The organism is Azohydromonas aeria (genome assembly GCF_009760915.1).
GTDB classification, from domain to species: Bacteria; Pseudomonadota; Gammaproteobacteria; order Burkholderiales; family Burkholderiaceae_C; genus Azohydromonas; species Azohydromonas aeria.
The window spans coordinates 15,793-36,176 of the sequence record NZ_VIDQ01000040.1 but is presented as its reverse complement, the minus strand read 5'-3'; the positions used below and the strand labels follow the sequence as shown (position 1 = coordinate 36,176).

Below are 20,384 nucleotides of genomic sequence, written 5' to 3'. Positions count from 1 at the left end.
GCTACCGCCCGTAATTCAGGATCAGTGCCGCACGCTGTCCGGCATCATCAGACAAATGCAGCAAGACCCGCGTGCCCGGCGCATATCCTTTGCGGCAGGCTTCATCGATCCAGCACAATCCCGCCATGCCGGCAACGGCGCCAGTTTCTCCGATGCATTCGGCTGCATGCCAGGTTTCAAATTCTTCCTTGCGGCGGCGCAGGCCACGCTGCAATGCCAACGCAGCCTCCTTGAAATAATAGTGTTCGCCGGCGAGGTCGGTAACCCTAAAATCAACGTCATGCACTTCGCAGGCTGCATCTCTGACGGCATTTTGAATGGCCTGCAACATGCCGTCAGCGCGCAGCGGTCGTTCGGAGTCGATATGCGCCTCTTCCATTCCAAACCCAACACCCAACACTTCAAGCCGTTTCCGATCCTCCGGACGACCAACCACGAGGGCCGCCGCAGCCTCTCCCGGCATGAAACCATTCGAATTTACGGAAGTGAGCAGTCGATCCGACTCCAGATAGTGCTCAAGAATTCTTGCATCCAACAGACTGTCCACCGCCAAAATGACGACGCGATCGACCGACATATGCTCAAGCATCTGCCGGGCATGGCGCAAAGCAACTGCGACGCCGGTGCGTCCGTGGCATACGGCAACCATGCCAGTCGTAAATTTCATGCCGATCCCGCTCTCGACGTGAGCCACCAAGGTTTTTTCCGCATCCGCATCAAATCCGGTCCGCGGTCTTGGCAGGCACAACAGCAGTGGCCACGGGCAGGCGCGCATTGGCAGCACGTCCTGCAAGGCTTCCGACAGGGCCAAGGTGGCCATGTCGGCCAATTTCCCCATACCTGTTGGCGCACTCGGCATGGGAACTTCGTGGCCCATGATCCACTCGCCTTGTGAATCAACACAAACAGTACGATTTGGATTGCTGATCTTGGCCCTTAGCGCAGCGCAGCTGGATACTGCACTGAGGCCCACGGCAGTCACCAAACCTTTCCCATACAGGCAAACACGCAAGGAAAGCGAGCTCATTTCGCTTCGTCAGCTGCTTCTTCGGCGTCCGACGGCAGGATCTTGATGGGCATTGGCGCCGATCCTTTTTGCCGCGCCAGAACGGAGGGGCGCATCATTCTGCCCACATGGACCTCCGCCAATTCGAAAATGCTCTTGCGAATCGGTCTGACCATCCTCCACGTCATGGAAAAACGTTCAGCATCCGGTTCGAAAACAATGGTGTCCAGCACCACGGCGTGATTTTCCCGTTCACCCCTCTTGGGGTAGACGTATACAGGCGCCTCGTAATACGGCAGCAGGAAATGGCGCATTCCATCCGCTGTCAAATGAGCCAGAACCACTTCCAGCAGTCGGTTCGGATGCGGTATCTGCTGATCCAGCGGAGCTGCCTGGAAATAGCGAGCGTCAAAATTCTTCGGGAGGAACGGAAAATCCTCGGCCAGCCATTGTTCACCATAGGTTCCGGCGTATTGCAGGCGCGCCGGCCAGCCCCGCCCCAGCGGCCCGAAGGCCATGGGCCGATAGCGCCCCGCCGGCCAGCTCACCGGCTCGCCCGCCGCCTCGGTGTTGGGCAGGGGCCGGCCGTCCACCCAGGCGCTCTTGAGGTGCTTGCGCCAGCCGCGGCCCACCGGGTTGGGCCCGTAGGCATCGTGCTCGGCCGGATCCTCGGGCTCGCGGTCGGCACCGCCGAAGGCGACGTCGTAGGAAATGGGCATGCGCACGAAGGGCCGCGGCGCCGAAGGGCGGATGCCCGACACGCCAGCTTCCCACACGCGGTCGCCCACCACCTCGAACTGCTTGTGCATCGTCCCCACGCGCAGGCCCACGGACAAGCGCGTGACGGCGCGGCCCGCGGGCGCGTGGGCGCTGCCCAGCAGCAGCACGTCGCAGGCGGGCTTGCGCGGCGCAAAGTCCACCTCGTGCACCGGCGCGCTGAAGCCTGGCTCCCCGCTGAAGGTGTCGGCCATCACCAGCGGCTGCTGTTCCTCGTGCAAGTGCACCGCCTCGCCCGGCCTGGGCAGCACGAAGGTGCCCTTGATCACGACGACGAGCAGTTCGCGCCCGCTGGGCTCCAGGCCCATGGTGTAGCCGGCGACCATGCGGGTGGCGTTGACCAGTTCCATCGTCGCGGCGGCTTCAGCGCAGCCGGGCGTAGGCGTTGCAGTAGCGCAGCGCCACCTTCCCGTCCGAGCGCTCGGTGTAGAGCGACAGGTCCAGCGGCACCTGCAGCGCCGCCTCGCGCCCGGCCTGCACGGCCAGCGCCTGCCGGTACAGCGTCCAGCGCTGCTCCAGCTGCTGTTCGCGTCCGGGCGCATCGGGCGCGACGGCGGGCACGCGCAGGATCACGTGGCGCCGGCAGTGCGGCGCCGGCACCGGGAAATCCTGCCGGCGCACCTGGATCTCGAACTGGCCCCAGCGCTCGCCGAAGGCCTCGCGCGTGAGGCCGGCCGCCGGCTCCACGGCCACGATGGCCGCGCGCGCCAGCGTCGCCACGGCAGCCCCTTCGCCGCTGTCGCCATGGGCAGCCACCACCGGCGGCAGGGCCAGGGCGGCCAGGCCAAGCAGGCCGCTCCACGTCCCGCGCTTGCTCATGCCCCAAAAACCGCGTTCCACGCGTCCACGTAGCCCTGCACCGTGCCGGCCCCGAGGACGGTGTTGTAGTGCTGCTTCCAGTACGCCGCCATGGCCTGCACGTTGCCAGCCGCCGGCAGCGCCGCGGGTGCACGCAGGTAGTGCACCCGGGCCATGCCCGCGGCATAAACGTCGTTGTCGGTCAGCTCCTGGATGGCGTCAGCGCCGGGCGAAGCGCGCAGCCCCAGGATCTGGTCCGCCAGCTTGGCACGGTATTTCAGGAAGTTCTTCCAGATGTCGTCGTGCGTGGCTGGCTCCATCTGGAACAGGCCGCGCGCCGGACCGCCACCGATTTGCCGGCGGAACTGCAGGCCGCTTTCCTTGAGGGCGGTACCCAACAGCAGTTCCTCGGCCGCTGGAGTCCACAGCCCGATCTTCAGCAACGTAGGCTTAATCACGCTGTTCCGGAACTCGCTGGCTTGCTGCGCGGTGGCCATGGGCGTCCTCCTCCTCAGTTGAGCTGCACCGAACCGCCCTGGATGCGGTTGACGCCGGTGGAGCGAGTCAGCAGGTAGGTGCCTTCAATCAGCACCTTGCCGGCGCGCGTGAGCGTGATGCTGGCCTTGCCGCAGCGCAGCACGAGCTGCCCTTGGGCACTGACGAGCATGCGTTGCCCGTCGCCCTCGACCTTCAGCGGCGCGGGCAGTTCCGGACCGCCGCGCAGTACGCCCATCACGATGGGACGAGCGGGGTCACCGCCCTCGAACGCCAGCACCACGCTGCGACCGATGTGCACGGCCTGCAGGTCCACCACCGTGCGCGCCCGCCGCGCCGGCGCCTCGGGGTGCAGCGGGTCGATCACCAGCGCCGTCGCGCCCTCGTCGACCAGCGCGATCAACTCGCCGAGGTGCACCGCCGGCAATGCCCAGGTTTCGAAGCTTTCCCGGCTGCCCATGGTTCACCCCCCATGTCCGCTTCAGTTCTGCAGGATCTTGGAGCCCTTGACGATCACGTCGCCCGAGGCCTTGACGTTGATCTTTCCCGAGCCCTCGATCGTGATGTCCTTGCCCTTGAGCACGATGGTGCCGTCCTTCTTCATGCTCAGGCTGGCGCTGCCGGTGGTGATGGTCACGGCATCGCCCGCGTCGATCACCAGGCTCTTGCCCACCTTGAGCGTGTCGCCCTCGGCCACCGAGGTGTTGCGGCCCTTGCCCACGCTGGTGCTCTGCGCTCCCGTGACGTTCACGCTGCGATTGGCGCCCACGCTGGTGCTCTGGTTGGCCGACACCTGCGTGCTCTGGTTCGCGCCCACGCTGGTGGACTGGTTGGCCCCCACCGTGATCGTCTGCACCGCGCCCACCGCGACCACCTGCGCGGCGCCGACGGCGATCTCCTGCGCCGCGCCCACGGTGATGGTCTCGTTGATGCCCACCGCGTGCGTGCGCTGCATCGCCACCGCGGCCGTCTCGCTGCCGCTGACGGTGATGCTGCGGTTGCCGCCGATGGAAATGGTTTCATTGGCAACCACATTCTCGCTTCGATTGTTGCCAATGCTGATGGCTTCGTTGCTGCCGACCTTCTCGGTGCGGTCCACGCCGATGGTGATGGTCTCGTTGTGGTCCACCGTCTCGGTACGGTCGTGCTTGACGTGGGTGGTCTCGTCGTGGTCGACGGTCTTGGCGCGGTCGTGGCCGACCCAGTGCGTCTCGTCGTTCTCGACCTCGACGTCCTGGTTCTTCTCCGCGTGCAGCCACAGCTGCTCCGCGCCCTTCTTGTCCTCGAAGCGCAGGGCGTTGGCGTTGGCGTACGCCCCACCCTTGCTGGAGCGGGTAAGGATGCCGCTTTGCGTGGCGCTGGCCGGCAATTCCCAGGGCGGCATGTTCTGGCCGTTGTAGGCGCGGCCGATGACGATGGGGCGGTCGGGATCGCCGTCGAGGAAGCCGACGATGACCTCCTGGCCGATGCGCGGGATGGCCACGCCGCCGAAGTTGGCGCCGGCCCAGGGCTGCGCGACGCTGACCCAGCACGAGCTCTTCTCGTCGCGCTGCCCGCGCCGGTCCCAGTGGAACTGCACCTTCACCCGGCCGTACTCGTCGGTGAAGATCTCCTCGCCGGCCGGCCCGGTGACCACGGCCGTTTGCGGCCCGGGCACGCAGGGTTTCACGCTGCGCCGCGGCGGGCGGAACTGCTGCGCGGCGGGAATGGCTTCGAAGCGACAGTCCAGCCGCGCCTGGCCGCCCGCGGCCTCATGCGCAGGCAACTCCACTTCCAGCGTGGTGGCCGTCACCAGGTATTGCGCGTTCTGGTCCTCGCGCGCATGGCGCTCCAGTGCCAGCAGGCAGCCCGCGCGCACGCCCTGGGCGTTGGTGGCAGCGCTGAAGACCTCGAAGCCACTCTGGATCTCGTCGAGCCGGTCTTCCACGTACTGGGCCCCGTCGCCGCTCTGGCGGTAACCGCCGGGATAGTCGAACACCTCGGCGTCGCACAGGTCATAGCTGCGCGCGCGCGCCTGGTCGGTAAGCAGCGAGGCCGAGGGGCGCTTGAAGTCGTAGTCGGTGATGACGACCTTGCCCGGCTTGATGCCACGCGAGGACCGCCACTCGCCCACGTACTCCCGTCCCGGCGGCGCCTGCGCCGCGCTGGCGATGAAGGGCAGCACCTCGCAGCCCGGGGCCGCGTCATGCGCGCTGGCGGCGTCGCACAGCACAAGCTTGTGTGCTGCCTCGGCATGCTCGAACCACCAGTAGATGCCTTCGTGCTCCAGCAGCCGCGCCACGAAGTTGAAGTCGCTCTCGCGGTACTGCACGCAGTAGCCCCACACCCGGTAGCTGCGGAACAACCTGAATTCGAAGTTCGCCATCGGGTGGTCCTGGAACACCGTCTTGACGATGTCGGGCACGCTCAGATCCTGGAACACGCGGCAGTCGCGGGTACGCGTGAGCAGCCACAGCCACGGCCGCAGCGTCATGCGGTAGACGAAGTGTCGGCCCTCGAAGCCGCCGTGCGCAAAGCGAGTGACGATGCCGTGCACGTGGCGCGGCGCAGCCTCGGCACCGAAGTCGATCGCCAGGCCCACGGGCTTGCCCAGCAGCGTGTCCGGATCGATGTCTTTCGTCTCGCTGCGCAGCGTGAGCTCGGTCTCGCCCAGACGGCTCAGGCCCTCGCGTGCCACGCATCCCGCCAGCAGCAGGTCCGACTCCAGCGGCGTGTGGAGCCGACAGGGGCTGAGCACTTTGGCGGACACGGCCTGGTTCATGCGCCCACGCTATGGAAGCCCCAGCGCCGGGAGAAGGGACCAAAGTCACCGGGCACGCGGGCAGTCCTGTGCTTCGATGGCCGGCCAGCGTTCCGGCGGGCGCACAAGCCGTGCCAAGGTGGGCCACCGGTCCACCTCAGCACACGAGCCCATGACCATGCGGCCAGGATGTGGTTAAGTTGCATGCGCAACGATGCGCAGGGCGAAGTCCTTGTTGCTCCTGGACATGGAGCCGCTATTCGGAAAATCGCATCTCGAAGGTGCCTGAGGATTCCTCAATTCGCACCTTGGGCCCGTTCCAGATGTAGCGCGTCACCGAGTAATTCTCAGGAATGACGTCTGGCTGCATCTGCGCCGGACCGCTGCCGTCAGCTGGCGCCGGGCCTGGCAGGAGCACGACGCGGGGACGCGTGCGGACCTCTTGCTGAGTCTCATGGCGGCCATAGATGCGCGTCAAGTGCGCACGCGCGGGCTCGGCATCGCCATTGATCTCGAAAGTCGCCGTCGTAAGCCCTGCGGTATTGAAGTGCAGCCGAACGGAGGACACATCCAGCCCTGCAAATCGGATGCGCGATTGCGCAGCGGCGCTGTACGGGCTCTTCGCCTCGCAGCGTGCCAGCGCCGCCTGGGCTGCCTGCACCCGCATGCCGGCCTCCCCGCGACCCGGCGTCACCCGAAGATCGAGCGGATTGGCCGCAAGCCGCGTCCAGCGTGCGGCGGCCTCAGCCGTATGCAGTTCGGCGGACTCCGCATCGCAAGCGCCGACCTTGCGGCAGGTCACGACCGATCCCTGGGCACCACAAAAGGCTGCGGGCATTTGCGCCAACACGCTGCGCAGCTGCGTGCGGCCGGAGAGTTCGTCCAGCGACCAGACCCGTGCCTTCGCAGCCTCGCCGCTGCTGACCGCCTCGGCGGCGAAGCGGCGGTTCTGTTCGCCGGTGTACTGCCGCGCCTGCGTCTCGGCCTGCTCGACGACCTCCAGGGTGCGTGGAATCGCCTGCGTATCCAGTGCATTGGGCGCCAAGCCGAGTGCAATCTGCCAGTGCTCGACCATGAAGCGCAGGTCGCTGTTGCAATCGTTGCGGCGAGCCCACTCCTGCATCAGCGGCTGGCGTTGCCACAGGTCGGCCCACTGGGGAGCGACGGCCAGCAGCTGTGCCTTCACGTCCCGCTCCACGGCCTCCGTGACGCCCGAACGGCGCATTGACGGCGGCAGCGCCATCACGCGTTCCAGGACGGTCTGGCGCAACTGGGCCGCCGCCGTGTGCATGCGCGACGTGCAGCCCAGGCGCAAATCGCTGGTTCCGCGGGGCATGAAGTCCACGGCACCGCGAGGCATGTCGGCCGCCTCGCGGCGGATGCCCTGCCGGCCGGCCTGGAGGGAATGGGCCAACCGCTGCACGTCCGCAGCGCTCAACGCGCCGGTCACGTCGCTGCCGGTGGCGGCCTGGAACTTTCGGACGATGTAGTCCATTTCCATGCAGGCGTCGTTCCTGTAGCCGAAATTCTTGCGTGCCCAGGCCAGCAACGTCAGACGTGCGAAAGGCTCCAGAGCGGCACGCACATCCTCGGACGCGAAACGTAGGTCTGCGACTGGTGCGCCATAGCGCCGAGCCGCGTCCGGAGGACACGGACGCGGCAGTTCGCCCGGCACGACGCTTGGGCGCGGCAACTGCGCCGCGGCAACGTCCGACGTGCTTACCCCAGGCGGCAATTGGCCGATCGCGTCGTGCGCCGACATCAGCACGCCACAGAACACCGCACATGCAACCCGTCGAGATGGCGACATGGAATGGCTCCTGATGTCTGATAGTTGAAACGGCGGCGGCAGTCATTCCGTCGAAAGTCAGTCGAAGTCGTAGGCAAACTCGTCTTCGCTCGCTGTGAGCTTGACCCGCCGCAGCAAGCGCCCCTCGGACAGCCGGGACAGCAGCTCGCGGCTGACCGCCGGCAGCACGGTCTGGGTCAACAGCGCATCGACCACCCGCCCACCGCTTTCCACCTCGTGGCAGCGGCTGACGATCAGTTCCACCACCGCTTCGCCGTACTCGAAAGGCACACCGTGCGCCTCGCGCACGCGCTGCGCAATGCGCTCCAGCTGCAGCCGCACGATGGCCGAGAGCCGCGCGTCGTCCAGCGGCACGTAGGGCACCACCACCAGCCGCCCCAGCAGCGCCGCCGGAAACACCCGCAGCAACGGCTCGCGCAGCGCGCGGGCAAGGGCTTCAGACTCGGGCAACCGCGCCGGGTCGGCACAGCGCTCCAGGATCAGCTCGCTGCCCACGTTGCTGGTGAGCAGGATCACGGCGTTGCGGAAGTTGATGTGGCGACCTTCGCCGTCCTCCATCCAGCCCTTGTCGAAGACCTGGAAGAACAGTTCATGCACGTCCGGGTGAGCCTTCTCCACCTCGTCGAGCAGCACCACGCTGTAGGGCCGGCGCCGCACTGCCTCGGTGAGCACGCCCCCTTCACCGTAGCCCACGTAGCCCGGCGGCGCGCCCTTGAGCGTGGAGACGGTATGCGCCTCCTGGAACTCGCTCATGTTGATGGTGATGACGTTGTGCTCGCCGCCGTACAGCGCCTCGGCCAGCGCCAGCGCCGTCTCGGTCTTGCCCACGCCCGAGGGACCGCACAGCAGGAACACGCCGATGGGCTTGTCCGGGTTGTCAAGCCGCGCGCGCGAGGTCTGGATGCGCCGCGCGATGGCGTCCAGCGCAGGCTCCTGCCCCAGCACGCGCCGCTGCAGCGTCTGCGACAGCGCCAGCACCGCCTGCAGCTCGTTGCGCACCATGCGGCCCACGGGAATGCCGGTCCAGTCCTGCACCACCCCCGCGACCGCCTGCGCGTCCACGGTGGGCAGGATCAGCGGCGCCTCGCCCTGCAGCGCCCGCAGCGAGGACTGCAGCGGCTCCAGCTCGGCCAGCAGCGGCTCGCGCGCGTCGGCGTCGAGCTGTCCGCGCAATTGCTCGCGCAGCACCAGCAGCCGCTCCACCAGCGCCTTCTCCTGGGCATGGCGCTGCTGCAGCGTGGCCAGCGCGGCATGCTCGGCGTCGATGGCAGCCTCCACCGTGCGCCGCCGCTCGGCCGCGTCCAGCCCGATGGCCTGCTCGCGCGCCAGGGCGTCGCGCTCCATCTGCAGGGCCTCCAGGCGGCGCTGCGCGGCCTGCATCGCCGGCGGCGTGGCGTGCTGGCTCACGGCCACGCGGGCGCAGGCGGTGTCGAGCAGGCTCACGGCCTTGTCGGGCAACTGCCGCGCCGGGATGTAGCGGTGCGACAGCCGCACCGCGGCCTCCACCGCCTCGTCCAGCAGAGCCACGCCATGGTGCTTCTCCAGCAGGCCCGCGATGCCGCGCAGCATGCACACCGCCTGCGCCTCGTCGGGCTCGCCCACCTGCACCACCTGGAAGCGACGCGTCAGCGCCGGGTCCTTCTCGATGTACTTCTTGTACTCGGCCCAGGTGGTGGCGGCGATGGTGCGCAGCGTTCCGCGCGCCAGCGCGGGCTTGAGCAGGTTGGCCGCGTCGCCCGTCCCCGCGGCGCCGCCGGCGCCGACCAGCGTGTGGGCCTCGTCGATGAACAGGATCACAGGCTGCGGCGAGGCCTGCACTTCGTCGATGACACCGCGCAGCCGGTGCTCGAACTCGCCCTTCATGCTGGCGCCAGCCTGCAGCAGGCCCACGTCGAGCACCCGCACCGACACGTCCTGCAGTGCCGGCGGGACGTCGCCCGCGGCCACGCGCAAGGCGAAGCCCTCCACCACCGCCGTCTTGCCCACGCCCGCCTCGCCGGTGAGCAGCGGGTTGTTCTGGCGCCGCCGCAGCAGGATGTCGATGACCTGGCGGATTTCCGCGTCGCGCCCCGTCACCGGGTCCAGCTCGCCCCTGCGCGCCTTTTCGGTGAGGTTCACCGCGTAGCGCTGCAGAGCCTCCTGGCGGCCCAGTGCAGCCGGGGCCAGCGCGCCGCTGGCCTCGCCCGGCGCGGCGTCACCCCCGCCGGCGTCAGCGGCACGCACCCCGCCTTCGGGCGAGCCGGCGAGCACGGCGTCGAAGTTGCGGACCAGCTCATCGACACGCACGCGCTCGAACTGGCGCGAAATCGCCAGCAGCGCTGGACGCAGCGTGGGTGACTTCAACAGTGCCACCAGCAGGTGGCCGCTGCGCACCTGCGCGGCGCTGAAGCCGAGCGAGGCGTGCATCCATGCCCGCTCCATCGCCTTGTCCACCCAACTGGAGAGGTCCGCCACCGCCGCGGCGCCGCACGGCAGCCGCTCCAGTGCCGCGGTCAGGTCGGCGGCCAGGGCCGAGGCGTCGAGCCCGTAGTGGCGCGCGATGCGGTGGAGGTCCGAGTCCGGGGCATTGAGGATCTGCTGCAGCCAGTGCTGCAGCTCCACGCAGGGATTGCCGCGCAGCTTGCAGAACACGGTGGCGCCCTCGATGGCCTTGTAGGCCACCGGGTCGAGCTTGCCGAACAGCGCGGCGCGCGAGATCTCGGTCATGGCGGGGCTCCACAACGGAATGAAGGGGTGAGGGCGTGGTCGTGCAGGCACAGGTCGCCGCGGTCGCGCCGCGGCTTGCGGCCCAGCCAGGCGGTGAAGCCCAGCTGCACCCGCCGCGCCGGCCGGGCTTCGGGAATCTCGTCGCGGGCCAGCACCAGCTGCAGCTCCCATTGCAGGTGCTGCCCGATGGCTTCGCGCACCCAGTCGCGCAGCGGCGCGCGGGCCGCGCCGCCGGGCAGGAAGCCACGGTACTGCGCCAGCGTCAGCGGGCCCAGCACGATGCGGAACCGGAACTGGCGGTCCCACACCTTGCTGCCCGTGCTCGCGTCCTGGCCCAGGCGCACGGCCACGCTGCCCAGGCGCTCGGGACGGTTGCGCGCGTATCCCAGCCGCGTGCGCTCGCCGCGCGGCAGCGACAGCCAGTGCGGCACGAACTGCTCGATGCGCGCCGGCACGCCCAGGTATTGCGCCAGCAGCTTCTCCAACCCTTCGGCGTTGCGGGCGCGCGCGGCCAGCCAGCCGGCCTGGTACAGCCGCGCGCCGCGCGGCACGGCGTCCTGCGCGCGCGCCGCGCCATCCACGCCGGCCAGCGCGCCCAGCCAGGCGGCGAAGCGGTCGTCGTCGGGGCGGTCATGCTGCACGGCGGGCTGCGCCTGCGCCCAGGCGCGGTAGAACAGCAGCAGCAGCCGGTGATGGAAGATGTCGAGAAAGTGCAACAGCGTCGGATCGTCGCGCTGTACGCGGCGCTCGCGCACGAAATCGGTGAAGTGCAGCGGCATGGGGCCCTGCGGGCCGAGCAGCCCGAAGAAGCGCACTCCCAGGCGCGGCACGGCGCGCCCGGTCATGTCCAGTCGCGTCAGCGCCGCGGGCGCGAAGTCCAGTTCCGGCTCCTGGCCCAGGCGCAGCGGCTCCTGCGCCGGGCGCGCGGCCTGGCCCAGTCGCGGCCCGCCGGCCAGCGCTTCCACTTGGCGCAGCAGGGCGAAGAAGTCGTAGGCCTCGGGCTGGCGCCGCACCGCCTCGAACAGCCCCGTCAGCGTGGCCCGGCGCGTTTCGGCCTCCTCGGTGCCCACGCCCGGCTCCGCGCCCGCGCTCATGGGCGCGCCCTCGCGCCGCGCGCGGCCCGGTCCATGACGGTCCGGCGGCTCATGCCGTGGCCTGCGTCGCCACCCGCGGCGGCCAGCGCATCAATTCCCCGCGCTGGGCGCTGCGCAGCGTGAGTTGGGTGAAGGTGTTGATCTCGGCATGGCGGGCGAGAAAGCGCTCCAGCACGCTGCCCAGCACAAAGGCGCTGCCGCCCTGGAACGCGAGTTCGTCGAGCTCCAGCGTCAACTCCACGCCGCTGCCGAAGGTCAGTGGCCCCTTGAAGGGCAGCCGCCGCACCGCGTTGCGCGCCTGCAGCGACTGCAGGCCCTGCAGCTGCCGCGCCCAGGCGCCATCCTCAGGCGGGCCGAACAGCGTCAGCAGCCGGCGCAGCGTGGCGGCGGCACGCGCGGGCGGCTCGTCCACCAGCGGCAGGTGCGGCAGCGACAGCAGGCTCACCAGGCTCCAGCCCAGCTCGCCCACAGGGCGGCGCGACACCGGCCGCGTCGGCCGCTGCAGCGCCGCCACGGCCTTGACCGGGCCGGGCGCGTCCAGCGTCCAGGCCGTGGGCTCATTGGGCAGCAGCAGCGGCAGGTCACGGTTGGTGACCCAGGCCGACACCGAAAGCTGGCGGATGTCCTCCCGGTACGGCGCATGACGCGGGTCCACCAGCGACAGGAACACTTCCTCACCGACATAGGCGCTGCGCGTGCCTTGGCGCTGCTGCGGCGGCGACAGCAGCCGCGGCTCGCGACGCACGGTGTAGTAGCCGTGCGCCGCGCCCGCCTCGCCATGGTGGCTCGCGTACAGCGGCAGGAAATCCTGCTGCGCCACGGCCCCGCTGCCAAAGCCACGCACCGACTCCAGCGCATGCACCTCAAAGTCCATCGGCCGCGTGCGGTCGGGCACCACGTGATACTCCCAGGCCCCGGGACCGAGCCGGATGCGGTCCAGCCGCTTGCGGAACAGATTCACCGCCGGCGTGCAGAACAGCGCCAGGCTGTGCATGTCCACCCGCGCCTCCAGCGCGTCGTCGGCGCGGGCGAAGGGGATCAGGATCTCGATCTCATCCCCCGCCACGCGGGCCAGCCGCGGCGCCAGGTCGCCGATCTCCACGAACAGCAGCCGCTGCGGCAGCGCCGCCACTTCCTGCAGCAGGCGATGGCCGGAAAAATGGCGCAGCGTCTCGGGCAGCAGTGCCTCTTCGGCGGCAAAACCCACCGGCCGCAGCGAGGCGGCGTCACGCCACTGAAGAGCCGGCGCCGCGTCGTCGCCCGCTCCCGTGCGCACCCAGCTCCCCAGCGCCGCCCCGTGCAGCAGCTCGTGCAGCCTGAAGCCCACGTCGCCGGGGGCGCTGAGGTAAAGCACCAGCCGGTCCAGCCCCAAGTGGCGCCAGGGCACGCCGCCGCCGGTGCGCAACCGCAGCCGCAGCCCGCCCTGGCAGGCCTGAGCCGCCGGCAGGTTGGCACCCAGCAGCTCCGGCGCCAGCTGCGCGTAGCGGGCCTCGCGCAGCTCGATGGGCCACAGCGTCACGGCATGCGCGGTACGGAACTCGCAGTGCGTGTCCTGCCCGCGCCGGTGTTGCGAGCTCAACGCCGCACCGCGCGGCACGGTGAAGCCCTTGAGCAGGTTCGGGTCGGTGGCATCGACCTGCAGGCGCACCACCATCATCGACGGAAGCGGCGCCAGGAAGTTGGGATACAGCGCCTCCAGCAACTGCGCGATCACGCGCGGCTGCTCGCTCTCCAGCTTGAGCTGCACGCGTGCGGCCAGGAAGGCGAAGCCCTCCAGCAGCCGCTCAACGTAGGGATCGGCCACCTCGGTGCCGTCCATCCCCAGCCGCGCCGCGATCTTGGGGAACTCGTGCGCGAACTCGGCCCCCACCTCGCGCAGGTGCGCGAGTTCGTCGCTGTAGAGGCGCAGCAGGCGAGGGTCCATGGCCGGCCTTCCTGATGTGGGGATTGCACCGGCTACGCCGCAACAAAATCGAAGTTCATTGCCAGTTCCTCGCCTGCGATCTTCAGCCAAGCCGTTTCGTGCGTATGCGGCAACCAGGCCTTGACCCAGTAGGGCATGACGGCGTGTACCTCAAAGATCCTGAGCACCGCGCCCGCGGCCACGATCGAGAAATGAGGGGGCGCTTCCGCACCGTACTTCCAGTGCGCCACCCGCGCCTTGTCCAACAGAAAGCGGGCGCGGATCTGGTCTCCGGGACGGAGCTGGACGACCGGCTTCATCGGCATGTCGGATCTCCTTCGTCGGCCTTGTGGTGGCCTGCCTGGCGAGCTACACCCTTGTCGACGCCGCTGCACCGACGTCCCGCACCTCCACCTGCCCCGCCTCCAGGTCGATCTGCGTGCGCAGCAGGATCTCCAGCGGCACGGGCTGCGACCACAGGTGGCCGCGGATCTCGAATTCGATGACGTTGTGCGTGTCCAGCACGCTGGTGGCCTCCAGCGCACGCACCTGCAGCGTGTCGCGCAGGATGCGCGGCTCGAAGCGCTGGATGGCCTGGGCGATGGCGCGCTCCAGTTGTGCCACGTCGATGCGAGAAACCAGTTGCCCCGACAACGGCGGCAGCCCGAAGCTCAGCACGCTGTCGGCCAATCCCGCCTGGGCCTGTCCCGCGCGGTCCAGCGGCTGCACCGCGTTGAGCAGCCAGCCCAGGTCGCGCAGCACGGCTTGGCGCAATTGCGCGCGGCTGAGCACGCGCCGCTCCAAGGGCTCGGTGCAGTGCTCGCGATCGTCATCGACCAGGCGGTCCAGCAGCGCGGGCTGCAGCCGGTCGCGCGGGTTCATGCCCATGCCGCGTCGTCCGCGGAATCTGCGGCGGTCCTCGCGCAGTCACGTTCGCCCGCCATGCCAGCCTCCGAGCACCTCGTCGCTGAACGTGAAGGCTCCGCCGCCCTGGCCCGTGCCCTCCTGGCGCCGGTACTCGATCTCGATGCGGGTGAAGGTCAGCGTGACGCGCTCCAGCGTCAGGCCCTGCGCATCGACCTCGATGTCCACGGCCACCAGCCGCGCGGCGCCAAGCCTCATGGTGAAGTAGTCCAGCGCCTCGCCGCCGGCCTTGCGCATGGCCAGCACCGCCTCGCGCACCTCGTCGTTGGTGACCAGCGCGTTGAGCAGCCCGGTTGAGGCGGCATCGACGTACTTGCGCAGCACCAGCGGCTTGTACGCGCGACGCTCCGCGGGACCGAGCGCACCCAGTGCGGCGCTGGCGCTCACGCCCCAGTCCCAGGACAGCACCTCGATGTCACCCTCGTGCCCCTCGGTGGCACTCTCTCCCCTGATCTTGCCGGCGCGCCGCGCCTGCAGGTGCAGGAACACGTCGGAACGCGAGCCGGGCGCGGCGGACATCTCAGACCTTCTTGTTGGTGGTCACGTCCCAGCCGCCGATGACCTCGCCGCCGAGCGAGCCGTCGGGCTTCTGCTCCTTGTACTTGACCTCGATCTTGCCGAAGTCCAGCGACACCTGGTCCATCGGGATCACCTCCGAGCCCGACGCGCCGCTGGTCTGGAACGAGCTCACCAGCACCGGGCTGAGCACGATAGTGAGGAACTCCTGCTGCTCGCCGCCGGCCTTGCGGCACACCAACGTGGCCGACTTCAGATGCTCGCCGGTGCAGCACGACGCGAACAGCTTGGGCGAGGCCTTGTCCACGCGCTTGACGAAGTTGAAGTCCTGCATCGCTACCTTGCCCGAGCCGCCGCCGCCGCCGCTGCTGAACGAACCGGCATTGGTGCTGCCGAAGCTCCAGGATTCAAGCTCGATCTCACCCTTGTGCTTGTCGTCGCTCGACTCGCCGTCGACGCCCTCGATCTTGAGGAAGTAGTCCACACTGGCCATGGTCGGGTTCTCCCGTTGCAGGTTGCGCGCCGTCCACCGCTCCGACGCCGTCGGACGAAGCACACGCGACGCGTCGGTGCCTCGATTGCCCGCTCAGATTCCCCGCGGGTCACTTCTCCTTCTGCGACGGCAGCTTGGAGACGAGTCGCAGTGACACCGTCAGTCCTTCGAGCTGGTAGTGCGGCCGCAGGAAGAACTTCGAGGTGTAGTAGCCGGGGTTGCCGGGCACTTCCTCTACCACCACCTGGGCGGCCGCCAACGGCTTGCGCGCCTTGACCTCCTCGGAGGAGTTGGCCGGGTCGCCGTCCACGTAGTTCATGATCCAGCGATTGAGCCAGCGCTGCATGTCGTCGCGTTCCTTGAACGAGCCGATCTTGTCGCGCACGATGCACTTGAGGTAGTGCGCGAAGCGGCAGCACGCGAACAGGTACGGCAGCCGCGCAGCCAGGTTGGCGTTGGCCGTGGCGTCCGCGTCGTCGTACTCGGCGGGCTTTTGCAGCGACTGCGCGCCGATGAAGGCCGCCAAGTCCGAGTTCTTGCGGTGCAGCAGCGGCATGAAGCCGTTCTTGGCCAGCTCGGCCTCGCGCCGGTCGCTGATGGCGATCTCGGTCGGGCACTTCATCGCCACGCCGCCCTCGTCTGTGGGAAAGGTGTGCGTGGGCAGGCCCTCCACCGCGCCGCCGGACTCCACGCCGCGGATGCGCGAGCACCAGCCGTAGAGCTTGAACGAGCGGTTGATGTTGACCGCCATGGCGTAGGCCGAGTTGGCCCAGGTGTAGGCGGCGTGGCTGCCACCGGCGGTTTCCTCCTCGAAGTCAAATTCCTCCACCGGGCAGGTCTTGGCGCCGTAAGGCAGCCGCGCAAGAAAGCGCGGCATCGCCAGCCCGATGTAGCGCGAGTCTTCCGACTCGCGCAGCGAGCGCCACGGCGCGTATTCGGGCATGGTGAACTTCTTGCTCAAATCGCGCGGATCGGCCAGCTCCTGCCACGAGCCCATCTGCATCACCGAGGGCCGTGCGCCGGAGATGAAGGGCATGTGGGCCGACGCGGCGATCTTGCTCATCTCCCCGAGCAGCTCCACGTCCGGCGGGCTGTGGTCGAAATAGTAGTCGCCCACCATGCAGCCGAAAGGCTCGCCACCGAACAGCCCGTACTCCTCCTCGTACACGCGCTTGAACAGCGGGCTCTGGTCCCAGGCCGTGCCCTTGTAGCGCTTGAGCGTCTTGCCCAGCTCCTGCTTGGAGATGTTGAAGACGCGGATCTTCAGCATCTCGTCGGTTTCGGTGTTGTTGACCAGGTAGTGCAGCCCGCGCCAGGCGCTCTCCATCTGCTGGAAGTCGGCGTGGTGCACGATGGCGTTGACCTGCTGCGACAGCTTGCGGTCGAGCTCGGCAATCATGGCTTCGATGGACGTGATCGCGTCCGTGCCGATCAGCGCGGTATGGGCCAGTGCCTGCTGCGCCAGCGTCAGCACCGCGGTCTCGACGGCGGAGCGCGCATCGTCCGACTTCGGGCGAAACTCCTTGTCCAGCAGCGCGGCGAACTCGCCGCCACCGTACTCGACGCCCTGCAGGGCGGTGGTTTGCGCAACGCTTTCCTCGGCCATGGCGGTGCTCCCGTTCAGCTCATCAAGCCTGTTCGTCGGCGGGCCTGGCCGTGGCGGCCAGCGACTTCAGCAGCGCCTCGTCCTGGACCACCCGGGACATCAGCGCCTCGGCCCCGGCCTTGCCGTCCATGTAGGTCAGCAGGCTGGCGAGCTGCTGCCGCGCCTCCAGCAGCTGGCGCAGCCCCTCCACTCGGCGCGCCACGGCCGCGGGCGAGAAGTCGTCCATGCCCTCGAAGGTGAGGTCCACCATCAGGTTGCCTTCGCCGGTGAGGGTGTTGGGCACCGCGAAGGCCACGCGCGGCTTCATGGACTTCATGCAGGCATCGAAGTTGTCCACGTCGATGTCGGTGAACTTGCGATCGGCCACCGGCGGCAGCGGCTCGGCCGGCTTGCCCGAGAGGTCCGACAGCACGCCCATCACAAAGGGCAGCTGGATCTTCTTTTCCGCCCCGTACAGCTCCACGTCGTACTCGATCTGCACACGCGGAGCGCGGTTGCGGGCGATGGTCTTCTGGCTGGAGGTGGCCATGGTGGAGCGCTCCTACTCCTTGCCGCTGCCGGCAAGCTTCTGAACTTGACCCAGGCCGTCGGGCGCCAGGTCGCGAATGATCTCGATGAAGTTCTTGCTCATGAGCCGCAGCGCGCGCTGGATCAGCAGCGGCGCGGGATGGCTGGGCTCATGCTGTTCCAGCCAGTCGCACACGCGCTGCAGCGCGCGCACGGCGTCCTCACGCGAGGTGATGGCGCCGGGCGCGGCGGCTGCGGCAAGCGGCGTGGGCGCCTCCTCATCCGCCGCAACCCGTGCCGGCGCGACGGGGCCGGCTTGCGGTGCCGGCACGCGGCACGCCGCCTGGGCGACCACGTGCATGAGCCGCAGCAGCGGGTTGAAATCCAGCGCGCGCGCCACGCCCAGGCGAGAATCGATGGCACGCGACAGGCCCTGCACCGTAACCTCGCCGGCGAGCATGTGCCCGCGCAGCGCGGGTGTGGCGGCCAGCGCTGCCGCAACGCCCTGCAGCACGCCGTCCTCGGTGGGCACTGGCTCGCCGGGCAGTGGCTCGGCGCGGCCCAGTGCCAGCTCGATGTCGCGCACGCTCACCGCCACGCGCGCGCTGCCCAGCCGTGCGGCGCGCAGGTCGGCCAAGCCAGCGTCGGCGTGCAGCAGAGGCAGCAACGCGTTGAGCCGTGCAGTGGGGTCGTCGTCGTCGCTGGCGTCGAGCTGAGGGTGCACGTGCTCCCAGTGCCGCTCCAGCAGCAGCCGCACCAGTTCCAGCCCCTGCACCGCCGCGGCCAGCCCTTGCAGCCGCGCGCCGCTGCGAACAAGCCACACTGCCAGGCGCAGGTCACGGGTGAGCGCGCACAGCGCCAGCGCCTGATCGCGCACGGCGGGCCAGTCGGGCTCGCGGGCGGCGATGAGCGTGTCGCCGTACTGCTGCTCGGGCCGCCCCGCGCCGGCCTCCTGCAGCGCCAGGAAGGCCGGCTCGTATTCGAGGTTGGCGCCGCACGGCGCCTCGCCGGCCAGCGGCGCGCTGAGGCTCTCCAGATCGAACTCGGCCATGCGGCGGTCCCGGCACATTGGTTGCGCTGGAAGCCAGTCTCGGAGCCCGTGGTTGCGCACCACAGTGGCGAAAGTCACCCGCTACGGGACTCAGCGCTCCAGCCCGCGCAGCACGCCCAGCAGCTTGCGCGCGGGCACCGGCTTGACCAGCACCTCGTAGCCGCTGTCGGTGGCGCGGCGCAGCTCCTGGTGCGAGGTGTCTCCCGTGACGAGCACGGCCGGCACCTCGCAGCCCCAGTGGCGGCGCACCGCGGCGATGGCCGCGATGCCGTCGGTACCCTCGCCCAGGTGCAGGTCCGACACGATCAGGTCCGGCGGCGCGCGCAGCGCACGCTGCGCCTGCTCGGCCTCCTGCGCCGAGGCCGCCACCACCGCGGCATGGCCCCATTCGCGCAGCAGCGCGCCCAGCGCCTCACGGATGGGGGCCTCGTCCTCGATCACCAGCACCGTGCGCGAGCCGTCGTCAGCAAGCGGCAGGGTGTCGGCGGGCACGGCTGCGTTCTCGACCACGCCGTGGCGACCGCGCGGCACCCCCACGCGGAACACCGTGCCACGCCCGGGCTGCGAGGCCACGCTCAGGCGCAGTTCCAGCAGCTGCGCCAGCCGCTTGACGATCGCCAGCCCCATGCCCAGGCCCTGCATGCGCGTGCGCTCGCTGCGCCCGACCTGGTAGAACTCGTCGAACACCCGCGGCAGCTCGGCCGCGCCGATGCCCACGCCGGTGTCCCAGACCTCGATGTTGACGTGCGAGGCCGTGGTGCGCGCCACCACCACCACGCCGCCGCGCTCGGTGTACTTGAGCGCGTTCTGCACCAGATTGGCCAGCAGCCGCTCCAGCAACTGCGGGTCGCTGCAGACGGACTTGCCGCCAGGTGCGAAACGCAGGCTCAGCCCGCGCAGCTCGGCCTGGCCGGCGAACTGCATGTACAGCCGCCGGAAGACGTCGCACAGCGGGAACTGCTGCAGACTGGGCTCGACGGTGCCGGCGTCGAGCCGCGTCACGTCGAGCATGGCGTTGAAGGAGCGCTCCAGCGCGTCGATGGAGCAGATCACGTTGCGCACGTAGGGCTCGTCGTCGCTGCCGCGCAGGCGCTTTTCCAGCGTCGCGGCGAACAGCCCGATGGCGTGCACGGGCTGGCGCAGGTCGTGGCTGGCGTTGGCCAGGAAGCGGGTCTTGTCGGCATCGGCGCGCAGCGCCCGGTCGCGCTCGGCCGACACGGCGCGCAGCTGCTCCTCCAGCGCCAGCTGCGCCTCGGCGGCCAGGCGCCAGCGCCGCCGGCGCCGCGCCGTCAGCGCGCGCAGCAGGGCGCTGAGCAGCGCCGCCACGGCCAGCGCGGGTGCGGCCAACGCCGGCGCGTGCCAGGCCTGCGCCAGCGCCGCCGACCACGGTGGCAGCAGCGCCAGCCAGGCCATCGGACCCAGTGGCGCCAGGGCATGGGCGGCGCTCAGCGCCACCACGGCCAGCAGCAGGCCCAGCAGCCGGCTCGGCACCTCGTCCATCGGCCACCAGGCCAGCAGGCCCAGGGCCAGCAGGCACAGCGCCGTGCAGGCCGCGAAGGCGGCGTGCGACACCGTCATGCGCCGCGCCAGGCCGCCCGCCGACACGGAGCCCGCGGCCATGCCGCCCGGCGGGTCGCCCAGGGCCCACGCGGTCCAGCCGGCCCACAGCACGGCGCCGACGAGCACGAACACCCACAGCCGCGGGTCGAAGGGCACTGCCAGCAGCGCCGCGGCCAGCGCGGTGCCGGCCGACACCACCACCACCGGCGCGCCCTGCCGCAGCTCGGCGCGGGCCCGGTCGTGCAGCCGGCGCCGGCGCGCACGGCGCTCGATCCAGGCCGGGGCCGCGGCATCGGCGCCGCAGCAGTCGCTGACCGCGACATAGGCGCCGCGGTGCAACCCGGCGGGCAGGACGGCAGCCATGCTCCGCTTCCGATTTCGAGCCGTGCGTGGCCGCC

Annotated in this window: 18 protein-coding genes; all 18 read right to left on the bottom strand. The window is 69.6% G+C overall.

All coding sequences use genetic code 11. The annotated features are described in order from the left end of the window. Window position 1: 1 nt before the first annotated feature. The 18 genes from FJ694_RS21490 to FJ694_RS21405 all read right to left on the bottom strand — a co-directional run bounded on the left by FJ694_RS21490 (window position 2) and on the right by FJ694_RS21405 (window position 20,349). Window positions 2-1,027 carry a hypothetical protein gene (locus tag FJ694_RS21490; protein WP_157269370.1) on the bottom strand — a complete coding sequence of 342 codons (1,026 nt, stop codon included), beginning with the start codon at window positions 1,025-1,027 and terminating at the stop codon, window positions 2-4. Continuing rightward, window positions 1,024-2,133, bottom strand: a complete 1,110-nt coding sequence (locus FJ694_RS21485; protein ID WP_157269369.1) for a DUF2169 family type VI secretion system accessory protein — start codon at window positions 2,131-2,133, stop codon at window positions 1,024-1,026. Before FJ694_RS21485 ends, FJ694_RS21490 begins: the two co-directional genes overlap by 4 nt. 13 nt (window positions 2,134-2,146) lie before the next feature. Beyond that, window positions 2,147-2,602, bottom strand: coding sequence for a hypothetical protein (locus tag FJ694_RS21480; protein ID WP_157269368.1), 456 nt, complete (start codon window positions 2,600-2,602; stop codon window positions 2,147-2,149). Next, the gene (locus FJ694_RS21475; protein WP_157269367.1) at window positions 2,599-3,078 is read right to left on the bottom strand and encodes a hypothetical protein; all 480 of its coding nucleotides are present in this window, start codon (window positions 3,076-3,078) and stop codon (window positions 2,599-2,601) included. The genes FJ694_RS21480 and FJ694_RS21475 overlap by 4 nt, the downstream gene beginning before the upstream one ends. Before the next feature lie 14 nt (window positions 3,079-3,092). Next, window positions 3,093-3,536, bottom strand: coding sequence for a DUF6484 domain-containing protein (locus FJ694_RS21470; RefSeq protein ID WP_157269366.1), 444 nt, complete (start codon window positions 3,534-3,536; stop codon window positions 3,093-3,095). A gap of 21 nt (window positions 3,537-3,557) precedes the next feature. Next, window positions 3,558-5,825 carry a type VI secretion system Vgr family protein gene (locus FJ694_RS21465; RefSeq protein ID WP_232540155.1) on the bottom strand — a complete coding sequence of 756 codons (2,268 nt, stop codon included), beginning with the start codon at window positions 5,823-5,825 and terminating at the stop codon, window positions 3,558-3,560. A 247-nt stretch (window positions 5,826-6,072) separates the two neighbouring features. Then, window positions 6,073-7,626 (bottom strand): hypothetical protein, encoded by a 1,554-nt coding sequence (locus tag FJ694_RS21460; RefSeq protein ID WP_157269364.1) that lies wholly within the window; start codon window positions 7,624-7,626, stop codon window positions 6,073-6,075. A gap of 57 nt (window positions 7,627-7,683) precedes the next feature. Then, complete coding sequence (tssH, locus tag FJ694_RS21455; protein WP_157269363.1) at window positions 7,684-10,332, bottom strand: type VI secretion system ATPase TssH; 2,649 nt, start codon at window positions 10,330-10,332, stop codon at window positions 7,684-7,686. Next, window positions 10,329-11,426 (bottom strand): type VI secretion system baseplate subunit TssG, encoded by a 1,098-nt coding sequence (gene tssG / locus FJ694_RS21450; protein ID WP_157269362.1) that lies wholly within the window; start codon window positions 11,424-11,426, stop codon window positions 10,329-10,331. The genes tssH and tssG overlap by 4 nt, the downstream gene beginning before the upstream one ends. Before the next feature lie 49 nt (window positions 11,427-11,475). Then, on the bottom strand, window positions 11,476-13,350 hold the full coding sequence (gene tssF, locus FJ694_RS21445; RefSeq protein WP_157269361.1) for a type VI secretion system baseplate subunit TssF: 1,875 nt from the start codon (window positions 13,348-13,350) through the stop codon (window positions 11,476-11,478). A gap of 32 nt (window positions 13,351-13,382) precedes the next feature. Beyond that, on the bottom strand, window positions 13,383-13,655 hold the full coding sequence (locus tag FJ694_RS21440; RefSeq protein ID WP_157269360.1) for a hypothetical protein: 273 nt from the start codon (window positions 13,653-13,655) through the stop codon (window positions 13,383-13,385). Between the two features lie 43 nt (window positions 13,656-13,698). Next, window positions 13,699-14,211, bottom strand: coding sequence for a type VI secretion system baseplate subunit TssE (tssE, locus tag FJ694_RS21435; RefSeq protein WP_232540154.1), 513 nt, complete (start codon window positions 14,209-14,211; stop codon window positions 13,699-13,701). A 45-nt stretch (window positions 14,212-14,256) separates the two neighbouring features. Next, window positions 14,257-14,772, bottom strand: a complete 516-nt coding sequence (locus tag FJ694_RS21430) for an Hcp family type VI secretion system effector (protein ID WP_157269358.1) — start codon at window positions 14,770-14,772, stop codon at window positions 14,257-14,259. Between the two features lies 1 nt (window position 14,773). Next, on the bottom strand, window positions 14,774-15,262 hold the full coding sequence (locus tag FJ694_RS21425; protein WP_157269357.1) for an Hcp family type VI secretion system effector: 489 nt from the start codon (window positions 15,260-15,262) through the stop codon (window positions 14,774-14,776). Window positions 15,263-15,371: 109 nt separating this feature from the next. Continuing rightward, window positions 15,372-16,868: a type VI secretion system contractile sheath large subunit gene (tssC, locus tag FJ694_RS21420; RefSeq protein WP_157269356.1), complete on the bottom strand. Its 1,497-nt coding sequence runs from the start codon at window positions 16,866-16,868 to the stop codon at window positions 15,372-15,374. A 22-nt stretch (window positions 16,869-16,890) separates the two neighbouring features. Then, window positions 16,891-17,397 carry a type VI secretion system contractile sheath small subunit gene (tssB, locus tag FJ694_RS21415; protein WP_157269355.1) on the bottom strand — a complete coding sequence of 169 codons (507 nt, stop codon included), beginning with the start codon at window positions 17,395-17,397 and terminating at the stop codon, window positions 16,891-16,893. A 12-nt stretch (window positions 17,398-17,409) separates the two neighbouring features. Continuing rightward, on the bottom strand, window positions 17,410-18,426 hold the full coding sequence (gene tssA / locus FJ694_RS21410; protein WP_157269354.1) for a type VI secretion system protein TssA: 1,017 nt from the start codon (window positions 18,424-18,426) through the stop codon (window positions 17,410-17,412). Window positions 18,427-18,516: 90 nt separating this feature from the next. Then, window positions 18,517-20,349 (bottom strand): ATP-binding protein, encoded by a 1,833-nt coding sequence (locus FJ694_RS21405; RefSeq protein ID WP_157269353.1) that lies wholly within the window; start codon window positions 20,347-20,349, stop codon window positions 18,517-18,519. Window positions 20,350-20,384 lie beyond the last annotated feature (35 nt).

What these genes read in the sequence shown, in the direction of transcription:
- FJ694_RS21490 (WP_157269370.1), bottom strand. Translation starts at nt 1,027, where the DNA reads ATGAGCTCGCTTTCCTTGCGTGTTTGCCTGTATGGGAAAGGTTTGGTG.
- FJ694_RS21485 (WP_157269369.1), bottom strand. Translation starts at nt 2,133, where the DNA reads ATGGAACTGGTCAACGCCACCCGCATGGTCGCCGGCTACACCATGGGC.
- FJ694_RS21480 (WP_157269368.1), bottom strand. Translation starts at nt 2,602, where the DNA reads ATGAGCAAGCGCGGGACGTGGAGCGGCCTGCTTGGCCTGGCCGCCCTG.
- FJ694_RS21475 (WP_157269367.1), bottom strand. Translation starts at nt 3,078, where the DNA reads ATGGCCACCGCGCAGCAAGCCAGCGAGTTCCGGAACAGCGTGATTAAG.
- FJ694_RS21470 (WP_157269366.1), bottom strand. Translation starts at nt 3,536, where the DNA reads ATGGGCAGCCGGGAAAGCTTCGAAACCTGGGCATTGCCGGCGGTGCAC.
- FJ694_RS21460 (WP_157269364.1), bottom strand. Translation starts at nt 7,626, where the DNA reads ATGTCGCCATCTCGACGGGTTGCATGTGCGGTGTTCTGTGGCGTGCTG.
- tssH (WP_157269363.1), bottom strand. Translation starts at nt 10,332, where the DNA reads ATGACCGAGATCTCGCGCGCCGCGCTGTTCGGCAAGCTCGACCCGGTG.
- tssG (WP_157269362.1), bottom strand. Translation starts at nt 11,426, where the DNA reads ATGAGCGCGGGCGCGGAGCCGGGCGTGGGCACCGAGGAGGCCGAAACG.
- tssF (WP_157269361.1), bottom strand. Translation starts at nt 13,350, where the DNA reads ATGGACCCTCGCCTGCTGCGCCTCTACAGCGACGAACTCGCGCACCTG.
- FJ694_RS21440 (WP_157269360.1), bottom strand. Translation starts at nt 13,655, where the DNA reads ATGCCGATGAAGCCGGTCGTCCAGCTCCGTCCCGGAGACCAGATCCGC.
- tssE (WP_232540154.1), bottom strand. Translation starts at nt 14,211, where the DNA reads ATGAACCCGCGCGACCGGCTGCAGCCCGCGCTGCTGGACCGCCTGGTC.
- FJ694_RS21430 (WP_157269358.1), bottom strand. Translation starts at nt 14,772, where the DNA reads ATGTCCGCCGCGCCCGGCTCGCGTTCCGACGTGTTCCTGCACCTGCAG.
- FJ694_RS21425 (WP_157269357.1), bottom strand. Translation starts at nt 15,262, where the DNA reads ATGGCCAGTGTGGACTACTTCCTCAAGATCGAGGGCGTCGACGGCGAG.
- tssC (WP_157269356.1), bottom strand. Translation starts at nt 16,868, where the DNA reads ATGGCCGAGGAAAGCGTTGCGCAAACCACCGCCCTGCAGGGCGTCGAG.
- tssB (WP_157269355.1), bottom strand. Translation starts at nt 17,397, where the DNA reads ATGGCCACCTCCAGCCAGAAGACCATCGCCCGCAACCGCGCTCCGCGT.
- tssA (WP_157269354.1), bottom strand. Translation starts at nt 18,426, where the DNA reads ATGGCCGAGTTCGATCTGGAGAGCCTCAGCGCGCCGCTGGCCGGCGAG.
- FJ694_RS21405 (WP_157269353.1), bottom strand. Translation starts at nt 20,349, where the DNA reads ATGGCTGCCGTCCTGCCCGCCGGGTTGCACCGCGGCGCCTATGTCGCG.